Below are 13225 nucleotides of genomic sequence, written 5' to 3'. Positions count from 1 at the left end.
GAGAGGATGCGCCGGGCGGGATTTGAACCCGCCTTATAGCCTTGGCAAGGCTATGTCCTAACCAGGCTAGACTACCGGCGCGCAAGGAGGACGAATGCAGGGTGGTTTGAAAAGGTTGCGGCGCCGCGCCAGGACCGTCCGGAACCCGGAAGTTTCATCCGTTCCGACGGGGCATGGACGTGGTGCCCCCATGAAGACCGTGCGCCGCCCGCCGTCGGATGCCGTATCGCCCATCGTGGCGGAGATCCTCCTGGTTGCCGTCACGGTCGTCCTCGCGGCCGTCCTGTACCTGATGGCGAGCGGCCTGCTCACCAGCCGCGCCACCATCCCACCCGTCGTCGCCTTCTCGAGCGTCCAACCGTTCCCGAGCGGCACGTACAACGCAACCTTCTCCGTGGCCGACGCGTCCCGCGCGGTGACGATCCCCAACTTCCACTTCGTCCTCAAGGTGGGTGCGACGTTCGGCCCCGCGTCCGACTTCGCGGCGAGCGGCGTTCCCGTCCCGGTCAGCGTGAACGGGACCGTGTACCGGGTCACGTGGCTCGACGTCAATGGCGGGGGCACCCTGGCCGCGGGCGACACGATCACGGTCAGCGGGAACGGCGTCTCCCTCCCGCGATCCACGAGCTTCGACTTCTTCCTCCTCTGGACGGACGGCTCCCAGCTCACCCACGAGGCCTGGACGACCCCCTAGCGCGGGCGACAGACTTCTGTAGCCGCCCCGCGTTCCCACCCACGATGACGAGGCTCTCGGACATCGGGGAGCGCGAGGCGATCGCGATCCTCACGCGGATCTTCGACCGCGGAGCGCCCATCGGTCTGGGACACGATGTCGGGGTGGTCGAGTGGGGCGAGGACTACCTCGTCGTGACCACGGACGTCGTGAACCCGCGGACCCATGTCCCCGAGGGATCCCGCCCGGACCAGATCGGGTGGTACCTCGTCGCCGTGAACCTGAGCGACGTGGCCGCGGCGGGCGCACGGCCTCTGGGGTTCGTGGGAGCGCTCTCTCTGCCGCCGAGCACGGATGTCGATTTCCTGAAGGGGCTGGCGCGCGGCATGGAGGCCTGCGCGGAGGAATTCGGCATCGCGGTCCTCGGGGGCGACACCAAGGAGGCGGACGTGATCTCCCTCGCGGGCACGGCGATCGGGCGCGTGCGCAAGGACCGCATCCTCCTGCGGAAGGGCGCACGACCTGGGGACGCGATCGTCGTCACGGGAGCGCTCGGACGGGCGGGCCTCGCGGTCGCACAGCTCGCGGACCCCGAGATGAAATCGGAGGGCATCAAGCAGCTCCTGCATCCCTATCCGCGCTTGCGGGAAGGGCAGATCTTCTCCGAGTCGGGCGCGGTGACGAGCTGCATGGACATCTCGGATGGGCTCGCGCTCAGCCTCGCGCAGATGGCTGCGATGACCGGGCTCTCGTACGCGGTCGAGTGGGAGAAGGTGCCGCGATACGAACCGCTCGAGGCACTCCCGGTGGAACGGCAGAAAGAGCATGCTCTGTACGCCGGCGGGGACTTCGAACTCGTGGCCACGGTCAAGTCGGGGTCCGTGCCGGATCTCGTGGGGCGCCTGAACGAGCCGCAACGCGGCGTCCGCCACGGGCTCGCCGTGATCGGGAAAGTCGGGACACCGGGACCGAACCTCCTCGTCGTCGGCGGGAAGCAGGAGCCGCTCCAGGATCGCGGCTGGGAACACTTCCGCGTTTCACATTCGGGGTAGTCTCCGCGAAAGGTGTTTATGGTCGCTACCGCCTAATCGGGAGTGAGCATGATCCCGGCCGAGGATGTCACCGACGTGCGCCAGCCGCCTGGGCAGGCCATGGGCAAGGTGGCCGAGCTCTGGAAGCCCGTCGCGGGCACGAACAAGATCATGTGCACGGCCTGCGCGCGGTACTGCAAGATCGGCGAGGGTCAGGTCGGCCTCTGCGGCATCCGAGGTGTCCACGACGGCAAGCTCTGGCTCTACGTGTACGGCCGCGTGATCACCGGCCACGTCGATCCCATCGAGAAGAAGCCGGTGCAACACTACCGCCCCGGCTCGAAGATCTTCAGCATCGCGACGACGGGCTGCAATTGGCTCTGCCACCCAGCGGGCACCCAAATTCTGCTCGCGGATGGTTCGAGGAAGCCCGTGGAGGACATCCACGAGGGCGACCGCCTTTGGTCGTACAACGTCGAGGGAGGATACCAGATTCTACCGAGCGTGGTCACTCATGCGGGGACACGCCTGGGTTGGATCTATCAAGTCCGTGTAGGCGCCAGGGGTCTCTCTAAGCTCGGGGCGACGGCCGAGCACCCAATCCTCACCCAACGAGGATGGGTCCTCACTCGGAATCTACGACGCGGCGACCTCGTCCTCAAGGTTTGGTATCAGAACAGTGCTGCCTGGAAATCCGGTCGTCCCGCAGCGATCGCGCAAGCCGACTTCACGTGCGGAAATTGTGGCGAGACTCTCCACGGTGTCTCTGCCTGGAACCAGCACCGGGGCGCCTGCTACACCAAGGACCTCGAGCTGAGTGCCGAGGAGCGACTGATCCGCTCAGAACGGATGAAACGCGTTAACCCGATGAGCAACCCAGAGACGGCCCGGCGCGCGCTGGCGAGCAGCAAGACGCGCTTTCTGCACGATCCGAGCCATGGGTGGCATCGGAACATCGAGAGATTGCGGGTGTGGCAGCATCGCCATCCTTCGAAGAGCCAAGAACGGCTCTACGAGATCCTCACAGAGCTCGGCATCGACTTTGAGAAGGAGTATCGGATTTGCCCCGAGGTAAGGCTCGAGAACTCCAAGAAGTTCTACATCGCGGATGCGGCACTTCCGGGTCAGCGGCTCGACATCGAGGTGGATGGATACTGGCATGCTAGATCCGATGACGTCCGCAAGTCAGACCGGGTTCGCGATGCGACGCTCGAAGAGAACGGGTGGCGTGTCCTCCGAATCTGGGGCAGCGACCTCTTTGGTCATCCGCAAGCGGTTCGAGACCTTCTTGTGGAAGCGGCCGCGCCGGTGGTCCGCGCGAACAAGAAGATGTGGCTCCCCATCTACTCCGTAGAGAAGACCGCCGAATTTGCGGAAGTGTTTAGTCTCGAGTGCATCCCGTCGCATAATTACGTCGCGGATGGGATTGTTGTACATAATTGTCGGTACTGTCAGAATGCGGACATTTCCCAGCGGCGCAAGGTGGAGGGCATCGAGGTCGCACCCGAGGACGTCGTCCGAATGACCGTCGAACAGGGCTGCCAGGGCCTCGCGTACACGTACAACCAGCCCACGATCTTCATTGAGTTCGCTCGGGACATCGGCGTCCTCGCGCGGAAGGCGGGACTCATCAACATCTTCGTGTCCAACGGATACGACACGCCCGAGACCGTCCACGAGATGGACAAGTTCCTCGATTGCGTCACGGTCGACTTCAAGGGCTCCGGAGAGACGGAGTTCGTGCGAAAGTACATCAACATCCCGAACGCGGACCCAATCTACCAGACCATCCTGGACATGCGGGACACGAAGAAGATCCATATCGAGATCACCGACCTCATCGTCCCTCAGGTCGGCGACAGCCTCGACGCGGCCCGCCATCTGTCCACGTGGGTCCACGACAACCTCGGGCCCGACACGCCGATCCACTTCCTCCGCTTCCACCCGGACTACAAGATGATGGAGTTCCCCTGGACGCCGGTCGAGACCCTCGAGAGGCACTGTGCGGTCGCCAAGGAGGCGGGCCTCAACTACGTGTACATCGGCAACGTGCCCGGGCACCGGCTGGAGAACACGTACTGCCCCGGGTGCGGCGCGCTCGCCGTGAAGCGCTACGGCTTCGACATCACGGGCTGGTACCTGGACAAGGACAACAAGTGCAAGAAGTGCGGCACCAAGATCGCGATCGTCGGGCGGCTCGAGAAGACGTCCAAGGAGAACCGCTTCTACGGGGTCCTGTACCACCGATGACTCGGCTCAGCCGGCGAGATGGCCCTTGTCGATCAGGGACTTGCCGTCGACCTCGATGCTGACCTCGGAGAGGATGCACTCCACGTGGACGCCGCACGCGAGCCGACCGCCGATGCTCGTGTTGTCCCCGAAGCCGAGGCTCGCGCATCCGAGGGCCTTCTCCGCCTCCATGTGCGGCCCCGACGTGCGCGCGTGCGCGTTCAATCCGAAGCCGAAGCGCCCCAGGGTCCGCGCCTCCCGGCCGCCCGAGTTCATCGCGTGCACGGCCTTGGACGCCCCGACGATCTTGGTCGCGTGACCCTCCCTCAAGGTGGCGGTCACGGACTCGATCAGCGGCTCGTCGAAGTAAACGTCGGCGACGAGCCGCCCCTCCGCGCTCGTCTCCACGGGAGCGACGAAGAGCTCGCCCGCGGGCAACGTGGTGAAGGCGCCGCGACGGGAGCAGAGGCCCGTGTCCTCCGAGATCCACTCGCGGCCGTCCACGGAGAACGTCAGGTCCGTCCCCGCCGAATTCGTCAGGTGGACCGCCTCCGCGGCCCGCAGGCGCCGCGCGACACGGCGCACGACCTCGTGGATCTCGCCCCAGTCCGCGGCCAAGCCTCCCGCGGCGAGCATGTCCTCCGTGACGCCCGGGATGGAGATCACGCGCGCCCCGGCGCGGTTCGCCTGGCGTCGCGCGTGGGTGTGGGTGAGGGACTTGCGGGTCGCGAGGACGATCAGGTCCGCGGACTCCATGGCCGTGGTCGCAATCTCGGGAGGCTCCTCCCCGTCCCGCTCCCGGGGGGCGATGACCAGGACGACGGGGTCCGCGCCTAGGCCGCGGGCCGCGGACAGGAACGCGTCGCCGACGGCCTTCGTGTCCCGGTCCACGAGGACAAGGACCTTCTCCTTCTCGCGGAGGCCGGCACTGGTCCGCAGGATGAGCCGCGCACCGTCCTCCATCGTCCGCGGAATCGAGGGAGCGGGGATAAGGTTTCTCCCCGGGGCTTGATGGGGAAGGAGCCAAGGCGCCATGGCCCAGCGGAAGACCGACGAGATCCCGCGGGCCTTGTGCCCTGAGTGCCACGTGAAGCTGCGGCCCTACGAGGTCCTCCTGGACCTCTGCCCCAAGTGCGACGCGGTCCTTGAGCAGGTCCTCGTCGACCCGAAGACCGCGCGAGAGATTGAGGGGCGCTGAGGATCCTCCGCAGCTCGTCGTCCTGGTCGCCATCCTGTCGCAGATCGCTTTGCGACAACCACGTCAAACATTTTTATCTTCCGCATTCGATTTTTGCGATATTTCGGGAATTCAACTCCCCGCGGGCGTCGCGGCCTCAGTCGATCACGGACAGGGGCTTGCCTGTCCGGCCCAACGCGAGACGGGAGCTGGGTTACCAACCGGCGGCACCAGATGGATCGTCCGGGTCACGGTCCAGTTCACCGTGAGAGGCGCGGTTACGTTCATGCGGTGCCCGGCTCCGATGATCATGCTGTAGGTTCCCGGGCTTAGGGTGACGTCGTAGGTGAGGCTGCAGCCCATGGCCCCGGTGCCGTTCTGGATCGGGAATATGGGGACATTGGTACCGTTCGCCCAGGCTATGCTCGTCCCGACCGACCCGTCGGACGTCCAGGCGCCCACCAAGGTTTCCACGAAGGACGTGGTGAAACGGACCGTGAACCATCCCTCGTACATGTATCCGGCGAGCGAGAGGGCAATTCCGTATTGCGTCCCGGCAGGAATGGGCAGGGTCGTCGGAGGGCCGACGCTACCCGTCGTTGCGAGGATGAGGGCGGCGGCAATCGCAATCGCTGCGACGGGGAGGACTGCGGCCAACATTAGGCTACGCTGCATGGGATCACCAGTAGGAAAAGGTGAGGGAGAACACGGAGGTGCCCGGTGCGTTGGACGTGTAGCTCGGTGTGATGTTCATATTTGTGTAGCCCCACTGGTTGAAGTCACACAGCACACTGTCCGACGGATTCAGCACACTGTCGACCGGACCGAACACCACGCGTTGTGTGATTTCGGGGGCCTGGATCCACATAGCGGGAGGGGCATTCACGTCGCCGTTCGGCGCGTAGATGTTCATCGTCGCGATATAAAACGCTCGGCTCAGGTCCGGGGTCCCTGAAAAGCTCTCATCCTGACATCCTGCGGCGCACACGTGGAAGTAGTTGAGGCCGGTGGAGGGTTGGTACCCAACGGACACGCTGACGTTGTCCCCCAGTTGCCCGAAGTACGTCGTGTGAATCTCCTGGGTGGGGGAATGGAAGACCGCGCGCGGCCTCATTTCCCTTCGCACTCGCTTCCCTCGGGACCCACATACGTGCGTAGTCTGCACATAAGCTTAGTCATCATTTTGTTCCGTTTTATCCCAGCCTAAAAGTGATCCGTGTCTCGGGGGACCCGCGATCCTCTACTGGCTGCGTCAGCCCTGTCCCGCGGGTCCGGCCGGGACACCTCGCGCCGTCAGGGAGCGGCGTCCACGCCACGGACGGGGGGACGATGGGGACGCGGGAATCGTGAGTCCGGGCGGACCCTGGAGTACGATCTCCCGCATTGTCGAGTCGACGTCGTCCAGGATCACGAGGCCGTCGCCGGGGCGGATCCGGAGCTTCTCCGCGACCCGGCGGGGGATGCTGATACTATACGCCTCGCCCCCTGTGCCGTCGTGAATGAACCTCCGCTGCAGGTACAGCTTGGTCTCTTGCCGATCCTCGAGGCCACCGAAGCCGGGGAGTAGAACTCTCCGAAATGCGCCCCGCCGCCGCTCGTAGCGCGCGTTCCCGCCTCGAGGACGTCCGCGGACACGTCCCCGTGGGCGATCGTGTCGCCGCGCGCAAGGGCGGCCCTGTTGTTCCTGGGGCCGCCAGGGTGGAGTACATGTTCTCCACGTCCGACGCCGGACCGACGCTCCGCCGCCGGTTCAAGTACTCCACGCCAGTCCGGTGACCGGATTCAACGCCCCAGCGGTACTCACGCCGCGGCGGCCCGAAGACAGGTATAAATAACGCACGACCCATCGGCACCACTCCGGGGGGACGGACCTGGCCGGCGGCTCCGAGGAACTGCGGATTCTTCTGAAGGGATTCAACGGGCAGACGGGGAGTCGGATGTCCGCGGTGGTCACGCGGTCCGGCGGCGTCCTGGCCTCGGTCCTCCCGGACGATGTCCCCGCGGACAACTTCGCGACCATGGCGGCCACCCTCCTCGGGGCCCTCGAGGTGATCTACTCCGCGACGAAAGGACCGTCGCCGCAGAAGGTCACCGTACAGACGGAGGCGGGGAACCTCGTCGTCCGCGTCGTGACCCCGAAGGTGTTCCTCGTCGCCCTCACGGACGGCAGCCTCGCGGACGTCGCGGCCCACGTCGAGGAGACGGCGGTCCGCGCGCGGGCGCTCCTGGCGAGGACGTCCTAGGCGGAGCGGGCCCGTCGCGGCAGGAGCCTCGCCACGGCGTCCACGACGCGCGCCCGGAGCTTCTGGTACCAAGCCCACCGCCGCGCGAGGAGGATGACCCCGAGGGCGACCGCGGCTCCCACGGCCGCCCCCGCGAGGACGTCCGAGGGCCAGTGCACGCCCAGGTACACGCGGCTGATCCCCGCGCCGACCGCGAGCAGGAACGCAGAGGCCTTCACGGGCCATCGGTAGTACACGGCCAGGAAGGCGGCCACCGCGAAGATCCGGGACGCGTGCCCGCTCGGGAACGAAGGATCGCCCTCCGCGGCACACGCTCCCCGGTACAGCAGGTTCACGTTGGGCAGGACGTCGCATGGGCGGGCGCGGTCGAACCCGTACTTCAGGACCTCCGTGACGACGATGACCGCCAGGAGGACCACGACGAGGTCGAACGCTCGGTCGCGTTGGCCCTTCCACCACAGCGGGATCACCAGGAGCACGAGGACGTAGGGCAGCGCGAGGTCCGTGAGACCGACCATGAGGACGTCCAGGACCGCGTTCGTACCGATGAGGTTCAGCGCGCGGAAGAGGGACTCGTCCCAGGAGGGGTACCAGAGGTTGTTCCCCGTCATCAGGAGGGCGAGGGGGTCCACGCGCGGGCATCTGGGGGGTTGGCTTAAAGCCCGCGGGGTCCGCTATCAACGGCAAGGCTCTTGCCCCGCGCCGCGTTCGTCGCGCGGATGGACAAGGCTGCGGCGATCTTCCGCCGACTCCTGGACCACTACGGTCCCCAGCACTGGTGGCCCGCGGAGTCGGACTTCGAGGTCGTCGTGGGTGCGCTCCTCATGCAACAGACGGCATGGGGGAACGTGGAGCGGGCCATCGCGAACCTCGAGGAGGCCGGGATCATGGACCCCCATGCGGTGGCCGCCGCGTCCGTGCCCCGGATCCGGCGTGCGATCCGCGTGGCGGGCCTATACCGGACGAAGCCAGGCCGGCTCAAGGCCTTCTGCCGCCATCTCGTGGACTGCTCGGACGGCGACCTCCGCCGCTTCTTCCGCGCTCCCACGGAGGCCCTCCGCGCGGACCTCCTGGCCCAGCCCGGCGTGGGCCCCGAGACGGCGGACTCCATCCTCCTGTACGCGGGCCGCCATCCCGTGTTCGTCGTGGACGCGTACACGATCCGGATCGGGAACCGCGTCGGGCTCTTCGAGACGCAGGCGTACGAGCACGTCCAGCGGTACTTCGAGGACCGGCTCCCCCGCGAGGTCGACCGGTTCCGGGAGTACCACGCCCTCCTCGTCCGGCACGCGAAGACGTTCTGCCGAGCCCGGCCGAAGTGCGCCCCGTGCCCGCTGCGGCGGATGTGCGCGACCGGGCGACGGCAAAGGTCATGACCCACCCCCGCCGTCGGGAGACCCAATGATCCGCGCGGTCACGTTCGACGCGTTCGGCACGCTGATCGACACAGGCCGCGACGTCCTGATCCACGTGGCCCGCGCCGTCTGCATGGACCACCGCCCGAGCCTGGCGCCGGAGAAGCTCCTGGAGACCTGGGACCGCTACTTCTTCGGCGCGGAGCAAGGGGAGTTCCAGACCCTGCAGGATGCGACGGACGACAGCCTCGCGAAGACCATGGCGGACTACGGCATGGAAGGCGAGACGGGGCCGTACATCGAGATGCTGAACCGGATGTGGGCAAACGCGAAGGCTTTCCCCGAAAGCGCGGGCGTGCTCGCGCGCGTGGACGGACTCCCGCGCGCGGTAGTCTCCAATGCGGACGATGCGTTTCTCAAGGGGCTCCTCCGGAAGAACGGATTGTCGTTCGACCACGTCGTGACGTCGGAAAGCGTGCGCGCGTACAAGCCGCGGCCGCGGATCTTCGAAGTCGCGCTCGAGCGCCTGCGGGCAGAGCCCGAGGACGTGGTCCACGTGGGCGATTCCCTGACCGCGGACGTCGAGGGGGCGTCCCGCCTCGGCATGCGGACCGTGTGGGTGAACCGGCTGGGGCTCGTACGGGGTGTGTCCGATCCGCGGCCCGACCGGGAGATCCCGGACCTGACCCCGCTCCCCGACCTCCTCGCCGAGCTGCGCCGCGGCCCGTGACGCCCGTCGTCCGCGACGGCGTCCCGGGAGGCTGCATATACATGGCCCTTAAGTAAAATCGAGCGGCTACGTTCTCCGAGCGGGGGTGCTTCGCTCCGTGCCGGGAGCTACCGTCGGCGAACGGATTATCGTCCATCTCTCCGGATTCCTCCGGCACACGGACGCGTACGAGGTCCCTCCCGACATGACGCAGGACGGGATCGGTGCCGCCCTGGGGATCAGCCGGGCTCACGTCGCTCTGGAACTCAAGCGTCTCCGCGAGGCGGGCAAGGTCGAGGAACGCATGGCCCACGTGGCCAGCGCGAAGACCCGGCGCAAGGTGTACGTGTTGACGCCGGCCGGGCAGGAGCTCGCGCGGCGGATGCGAGAACACGCACGGAGCCGGTCCGTCCGCCTGATCACGCCCGAGGGCGAGCGCGAGGTGCGCGGCGAGGAGGCCTTGGAGGCACTCCACAAGGCCGGGATCCGCGAGGGGGAAGGCATCCAACGGATCTTGGCGGGGGACGTCGTCGACCTGCGGCCGCGGGAGGCACCGCGGCCTCCACAGCCGGCGAGACCGCCCTTCTTCGGCCGCGAGCCAGAGCTCGCGACCCTGCGGGCTTGGCTCGACCGCGACCCGCGGCCCGTCGCCGTCGTCGTCGGGGTCGCCGGGGTCGGGAAGAGCGCCCTCCTCGCGAAGGTGCTCGAGGACGCAACGCTGCCCGTCCTGCCGCGGCGGCTGTACCCCCACGACGACGCCCACGGCATCCTCTCCTCCTTCGCGGACTTCCTGGGCCGCCAAGGCCGTCGGCGCCTCAAGGCGGTCCTCGTCCGGCCCGCGTACGATCCGCTCGAGGCCCTGGCGGTCCTCCGAGAAGACCTGACTGGCTGCCTCGTCGTGCTCGACGACCTGCAGGCTTGCCCGCCTGCGGAAGGCATCCTCAAGTCCCTCTTGGAGACGCGGCTCGGTTGCAAGATTCTCGTCGCGAGCCGCGCCCAGCCCACGTTCTACGACCGCGGCGACCTGAGCGACGGCGGCATCCTCGAGGTCCCCCTGTCGGGGCTCGACCCGCGCGCGGCGGAGGCCCTCCTGGTCCATCGCCGTTCGGGCCTCGGCGCGTCGGAAATCGAAGAGGTCCTCCGGGCCACCCGAGGCCACCCGCTCGCCCTCGAGCTCTTCGCGGCAAGCGGCCTCACCGCGGGCGCGCTCGAGACGGAACGGTTCGTCCTCGAGACCGTGCTCGAGGGAATCGACGATGTCTCCGAGGACGTCTTGAAGACGTTCGCGATTCTCCGCCGCCCCGCGAAATCCCCGGAGGCCCTCGGGGCCACCGTGGCCCAGCTGCGCCATCTCCTGAAGCGGGCGGTGCTCCAGCACCGCGAGGAAGGCTACCTCCTCCACGACCTCGTGCGGGAGTTCTACCTCGGCCGGATGCCCGAGCCGGCGCGACGCCTTGCCAATGCACGCGCCGCCGCGTACTGGGAGGAGCGTGGAGACCCGCTCGAGGCGGCCCACCATCGAATCGAGGCGCGGGAGCTCGAGGCCGCCGCGAACCTAATCGTGGAGCACGGGGAGACGTACGCGGACGGCGCCCGCGCGGGCGAGCTCGAAGCGTGCCTCCTGGGCTTGCCGCCTTCCTTGCGGCCCAGCCGGCTCCTCGCGGAAACGGAGATGTTCCTCGGGAAGTTCGAGGAGGCACGAGCGATCCTCGAGGGGATCGTGCGGCGCGGGAGCCCCGAGGAGCGGCTCCGGGCGCGGATCCATCTGGGCCGGATCCTGACGCGGCAGGGCGCGTACGCGGAGGCCCAGCGGCTCCTGGGCTCGGCGGTGCGCGACGCCAGCCTCATGGGGGTGCCCGTCCTCGAGGGGGAAGCGCTTCGGGCCCTGGGCGGTGTGGAGCGGCGCCTCGGAAACCTGGGTGTCGCGGTGGACTACCTGACGCGGGCCACGCTCCTCCTGGAGGACGCGTCCCGGGAGCGGACCCGCGCGCTCACGGACCTCGGGGCCGCCCTGATCGCCCGCGGAGACCTCGCGGCCGCCCGCACGCGGCTCGAGGAGGGGCAGCGCCTGGCCCGCCCGGGGAGCCGGGAGTTCGCGGCGATCGAGAACAACCTCGCGATCATCCTGAGCCAGGAAGGGAAGCCCGAGGACGCGGCACGCGCGTTCGAGCGCTCCGCGGACGTCGCCCTCGGTGCGGGGGAGGTGCGCTTCGCCGCGTACGCCCTCGCGAACGCCGCGGACAACTTCCTGCGGCTCGAGGAGACGGACCGGGCAGCGTCCTGCGCGCACCGCGCCTTGGACCTCGCCTCGACGATCCGCGATCCCATGGCCGTGTCCACGGCGCGGGCCAACCTGGGGCTCGTCGCGGCGCGCCGCGGGGAGTGGCCCCGCGCGGAGCAGGAGCTCCTGGCCTCCGTGGAGCTCATCGCGGGCCTTGATAACCCGTACAGCCTGGCGAATCGGTACGAGGAGATCGCCCACGTGTACGAGGCCCAGGGCAGGGCCGACGAGGCGGCGCCTTGGCGGACGCGCGCGCAGTCCCTGTTCACGCGCCTGCGCGCCAGCCCGGGTGCCGCGGCGCGGGGAGCCTAGCGTCGGACCCCGGATGGCGGTGGGGTGCGTCCGACGCGGACCGGACAAAACTATTAAGTATGTCAGACACAATCGCCGACCGACCGCGGGCGCGGAACCCGGGGCCAATCCAAGGGATGGGTTGAGATGGCACTACATCGTCAGAAGAGCGGCGGCGTTGTGCGCCTGCTCGCAGTCGCGCTTGCGATCGGAATGCTGGCCACGGCAGGCCTCCTCCTGGTCCCGTCGTCGCGTGCGGTGTGGACGGGCGCAGGTCTGACGGTCGCCAATAGCCGGTACTGGGGCGGGCATACGTTCGTTCCCGGCGAGACCATGACGGTCACGCTCACGGCCACGCCGGCGGACTCCATCACTCTCGAGGTCCACAACGCGACCCAGACCCTGTTCAGCCACGCAGGCATCAGCATCCCCAACACCGGGACGATCCCCCAGTCCATCGTCGTCCAGCCGGGCTGGCCGGACGGCGCCGGCTACACCGTGGTGGCGACGGACACGACCTCGGGCCAACCCCCGCGGGTCGTGCCCTTCGCAATCGCCACGTACCGGCTGAGCGTTTGGTCCGACCGCCGCGGGTACATCCCCGGGGACGGGGTGACGGTCACGTGGTCCGCGACCTACGCCCAGAACGGCACCCAGGCGCCGGCGGGCGCGGGCGCCATCCAAGTCCTTCAGGCCACGGGCGCGAGCCTCCTCACCTCCCGGCAGTTCAACCTGACCGCGTCCCAGGGCACTCTCAGCTTCACCCTGAGCACGGGCGTCACCGCGCCCCAGATCGCCACGATCAACGCCTGGTTCAACGACACCGCGGGCCTCCGCCACAGCACGGCGGGAGCCAACTTCGGAATCGGGAACCTGGGCATCATCGTGACCGTCGCGGTCCCGGGTCGCGGCTACTTCGAGCCGGGCGAGTACGTGCCGGTCGCCATCCAGAGCACGGTCACGGGCATCGGCGGCGGCGTGCGGGAACCCAATGTCGCGGTGAGCGTCAACGTGACGGACCAGGCGACCGGACTGATCGTGACGGGCTACAGCAACACGGCCCTGAGCACGGACGCCACGGGCAACCTGAACTACGTGTTCCAGCTCGCGCTGAGCCCGCTCACGGGAACCTACCAGGTCACCGCCACGGACAGCGCGCAAAGCTTCTCCGCGACGGCTTCGGCCAATCCCTTCAACGTGAGGCCGCCGCCCTCCTTCACCGCGACGGTCACGCTC

The 13225-nt window shown here is 68.0% G+C and carries 13 protein-coding genes, 1 tRNA gene and 1 pseudogene; 10 read left to right on the top strand and 5 right to left on the bottom strand.

Annotated elements, in window-relative coordinates; translation table 11 throughout:
• Positions 1-7 precede the first annotated feature (7 nt).
• Positions 8-81, bottom strand: a tRNA-Gly gene (locus VEY12_05280).
• Positions 82-190: 109 nt separating this feature from the next.
• Between VEY12_05280 and VEY12_05275 the strand changes: the two genes are divergently transcribed.
• From VEY12_05275 to amrS, 4 genes and pseudogenes are all read left to right on the top strand, one after another.
• Positions 191-694, top strand: a complete 504-nt coding sequence (locus VEY12_05275; protein ID HYM39541.1) for a type IV pilin — start codon at positions 191-193, stop codon at positions 692-694.
• Between the two features lie 44 nt (positions 695-738).
• Entirely contained in the window at positions 739-1725 is a 987-nt protein-coding gene (thiL, locus tag VEY12_05270) for a thiamine-phosphate kinase (GenBank protein HYM39540.1), read from the top strand.
• A gap of 99 nt (positions 1726-1824) precedes the next feature.
• A pseudogene (locus VEY12_05265) lies at positions 1825-2088 on the top strand (AmmeMemoRadiSam system radical SAM enzyme).
• A gap of 18 nt (positions 2089-2106) precedes the next feature.
• Positions 2107-3954 (top strand): AmmeMemoRadiSam system radical SAM enzyme, encoded by a 1848-nt coding sequence (amrS, locus tag VEY12_05260; GenBank protein HYM39539.1) that lies wholly within the window; start codon positions 2107-2109, stop codon positions 3952-3954.
• 6 nt (positions 3955-3960) lie between these two features.
• Here amrS and VEY12_05255 read toward each other — a convergent pair whose 3' ends face one another.
• Complete coding sequence (locus tag VEY12_05255; protein ID HYM39538.1) at positions 3961-4896, bottom strand: aminopeptidase; 936 nt, start codon at positions 4894-4896, stop codon at positions 3961-3963.
• A 70-nt stretch (positions 4897-4966) separates the two neighbouring features.
• Between VEY12_05255 and VEY12_05250 the strand changes: the two genes are divergently transcribed.
• On the top strand, positions 4967-5131 hold the full coding sequence (locus VEY12_05250) for a hypothetical protein (protein ID HYM39537.1): 165 nt from the start codon (positions 4967-4969) through the stop codon (positions 5129-5131).
• A 144-nt stretch (positions 5132-5275) separates the two neighbouring features.
• On the opposite strand, the gene VEY12_05245 is transcribed toward VEY12_05250, so the two are convergent.
• Together VEY12_05245 and VEY12_05240 are read right to left on the bottom strand one after the other, a co-directional pair.
• The gene (locus VEY12_05245) at positions 5276-5785 is read right to left on the bottom strand and encodes a hypothetical protein (protein HYM39536.1); all 510 of its coding nucleotides are present in this window, start codon (positions 5783-5785) and stop codon (positions 5276-5278) included.
• A gap of 4 nt (positions 5786-5789) precedes the next feature.
• On the bottom strand, positions 5790-6236 hold the full coding sequence (locus VEY12_05240) for a hypothetical protein (protein HYM39535.1): 447 nt from the start codon (positions 6234-6236) through the stop codon (positions 5790-5792).
• Between the two features lie 745 nt (positions 6237-6981).
• On the opposite strand from VEY12_05240, the gene VEY12_05235 reads away from it, so the two are divergent.
• Complete coding sequence (locus tag VEY12_05235) at positions 6982-7353, top strand: roadblock/LC7 domain-containing protein (GenBank protein ID HYM39534.1); 372 nt, start codon at positions 6982-6984, stop codon at positions 7351-7353.
• Here VEY12_05235 and VEY12_05230 read toward each other — a convergent pair.
• The gene (locus VEY12_05230; GenBank protein HYM39533.1) at positions 7350-7985 is read right to left on the bottom strand and encodes a phosphatase PAP2 family protein; all 636 of its coding nucleotides are present in this window, start codon (positions 7983-7985) and stop codon (positions 7350-7352) included. The two genes, VEY12_05235 and VEY12_05230, sit on opposite strands and share 4 nt — an antisense overlap.
• Before the next feature lie 87 nt (positions 7986-8072).
• Here VEY12_05230 and VEY12_05225 point away from each other — a divergent pair, with 87 nt between their 5' ends.
• From VEY12_05225 to VEY12_05210, 4 genes are all read left to right on the top strand, one after another.
• On the top strand, positions 8073-8729 hold the full coding sequence (locus tag VEY12_05225; GenBank protein HYM39532.1) for a hypothetical protein: 657 nt from the start codon (positions 8073-8075) through the stop codon (positions 8727-8729).
• Positions 8730-8754: 25 nt separating this feature from the next.
• A complete protein-coding gene (locus VEY12_05220) occupies positions 8755-9438 on the top strand; it encodes an HAD family hydrolase (protein ID HYM39531.1) in 684 nt (227 codons plus the stop codon).
• A gap of 97 nt (positions 9439-9535) precedes the next feature.
• Positions 9536-12010: an AAA family ATPase gene (locus VEY12_05215; GenBank protein ID HYM39530.1), complete on the top strand. Its 2475-nt coding sequence runs from the start codon at positions 9536-9538 to the stop codon at positions 12008-12010.
• Positions 12011-12136: 126 nt separating this feature from the next.
• Positions 12137-13225, top strand: a 1089-nt coding sequence (locus VEY12_05210; protein ID HYM39529.1) for a hypothetical protein, incomplete at its 3' end; no start/stop codon positions are given.

This window comes from Thermoplasmata archaeon (assembly GCA_035632695.1).
Lineage (GTDB): Archaea > Thermoplasmatota > Thermoplasmata > RBG-16-68-12 > RBG-16-68-12 > RBG-16-68-12.
This window is presented reverse-complemented; position numbering and strand designations above follow the sequence as displayed.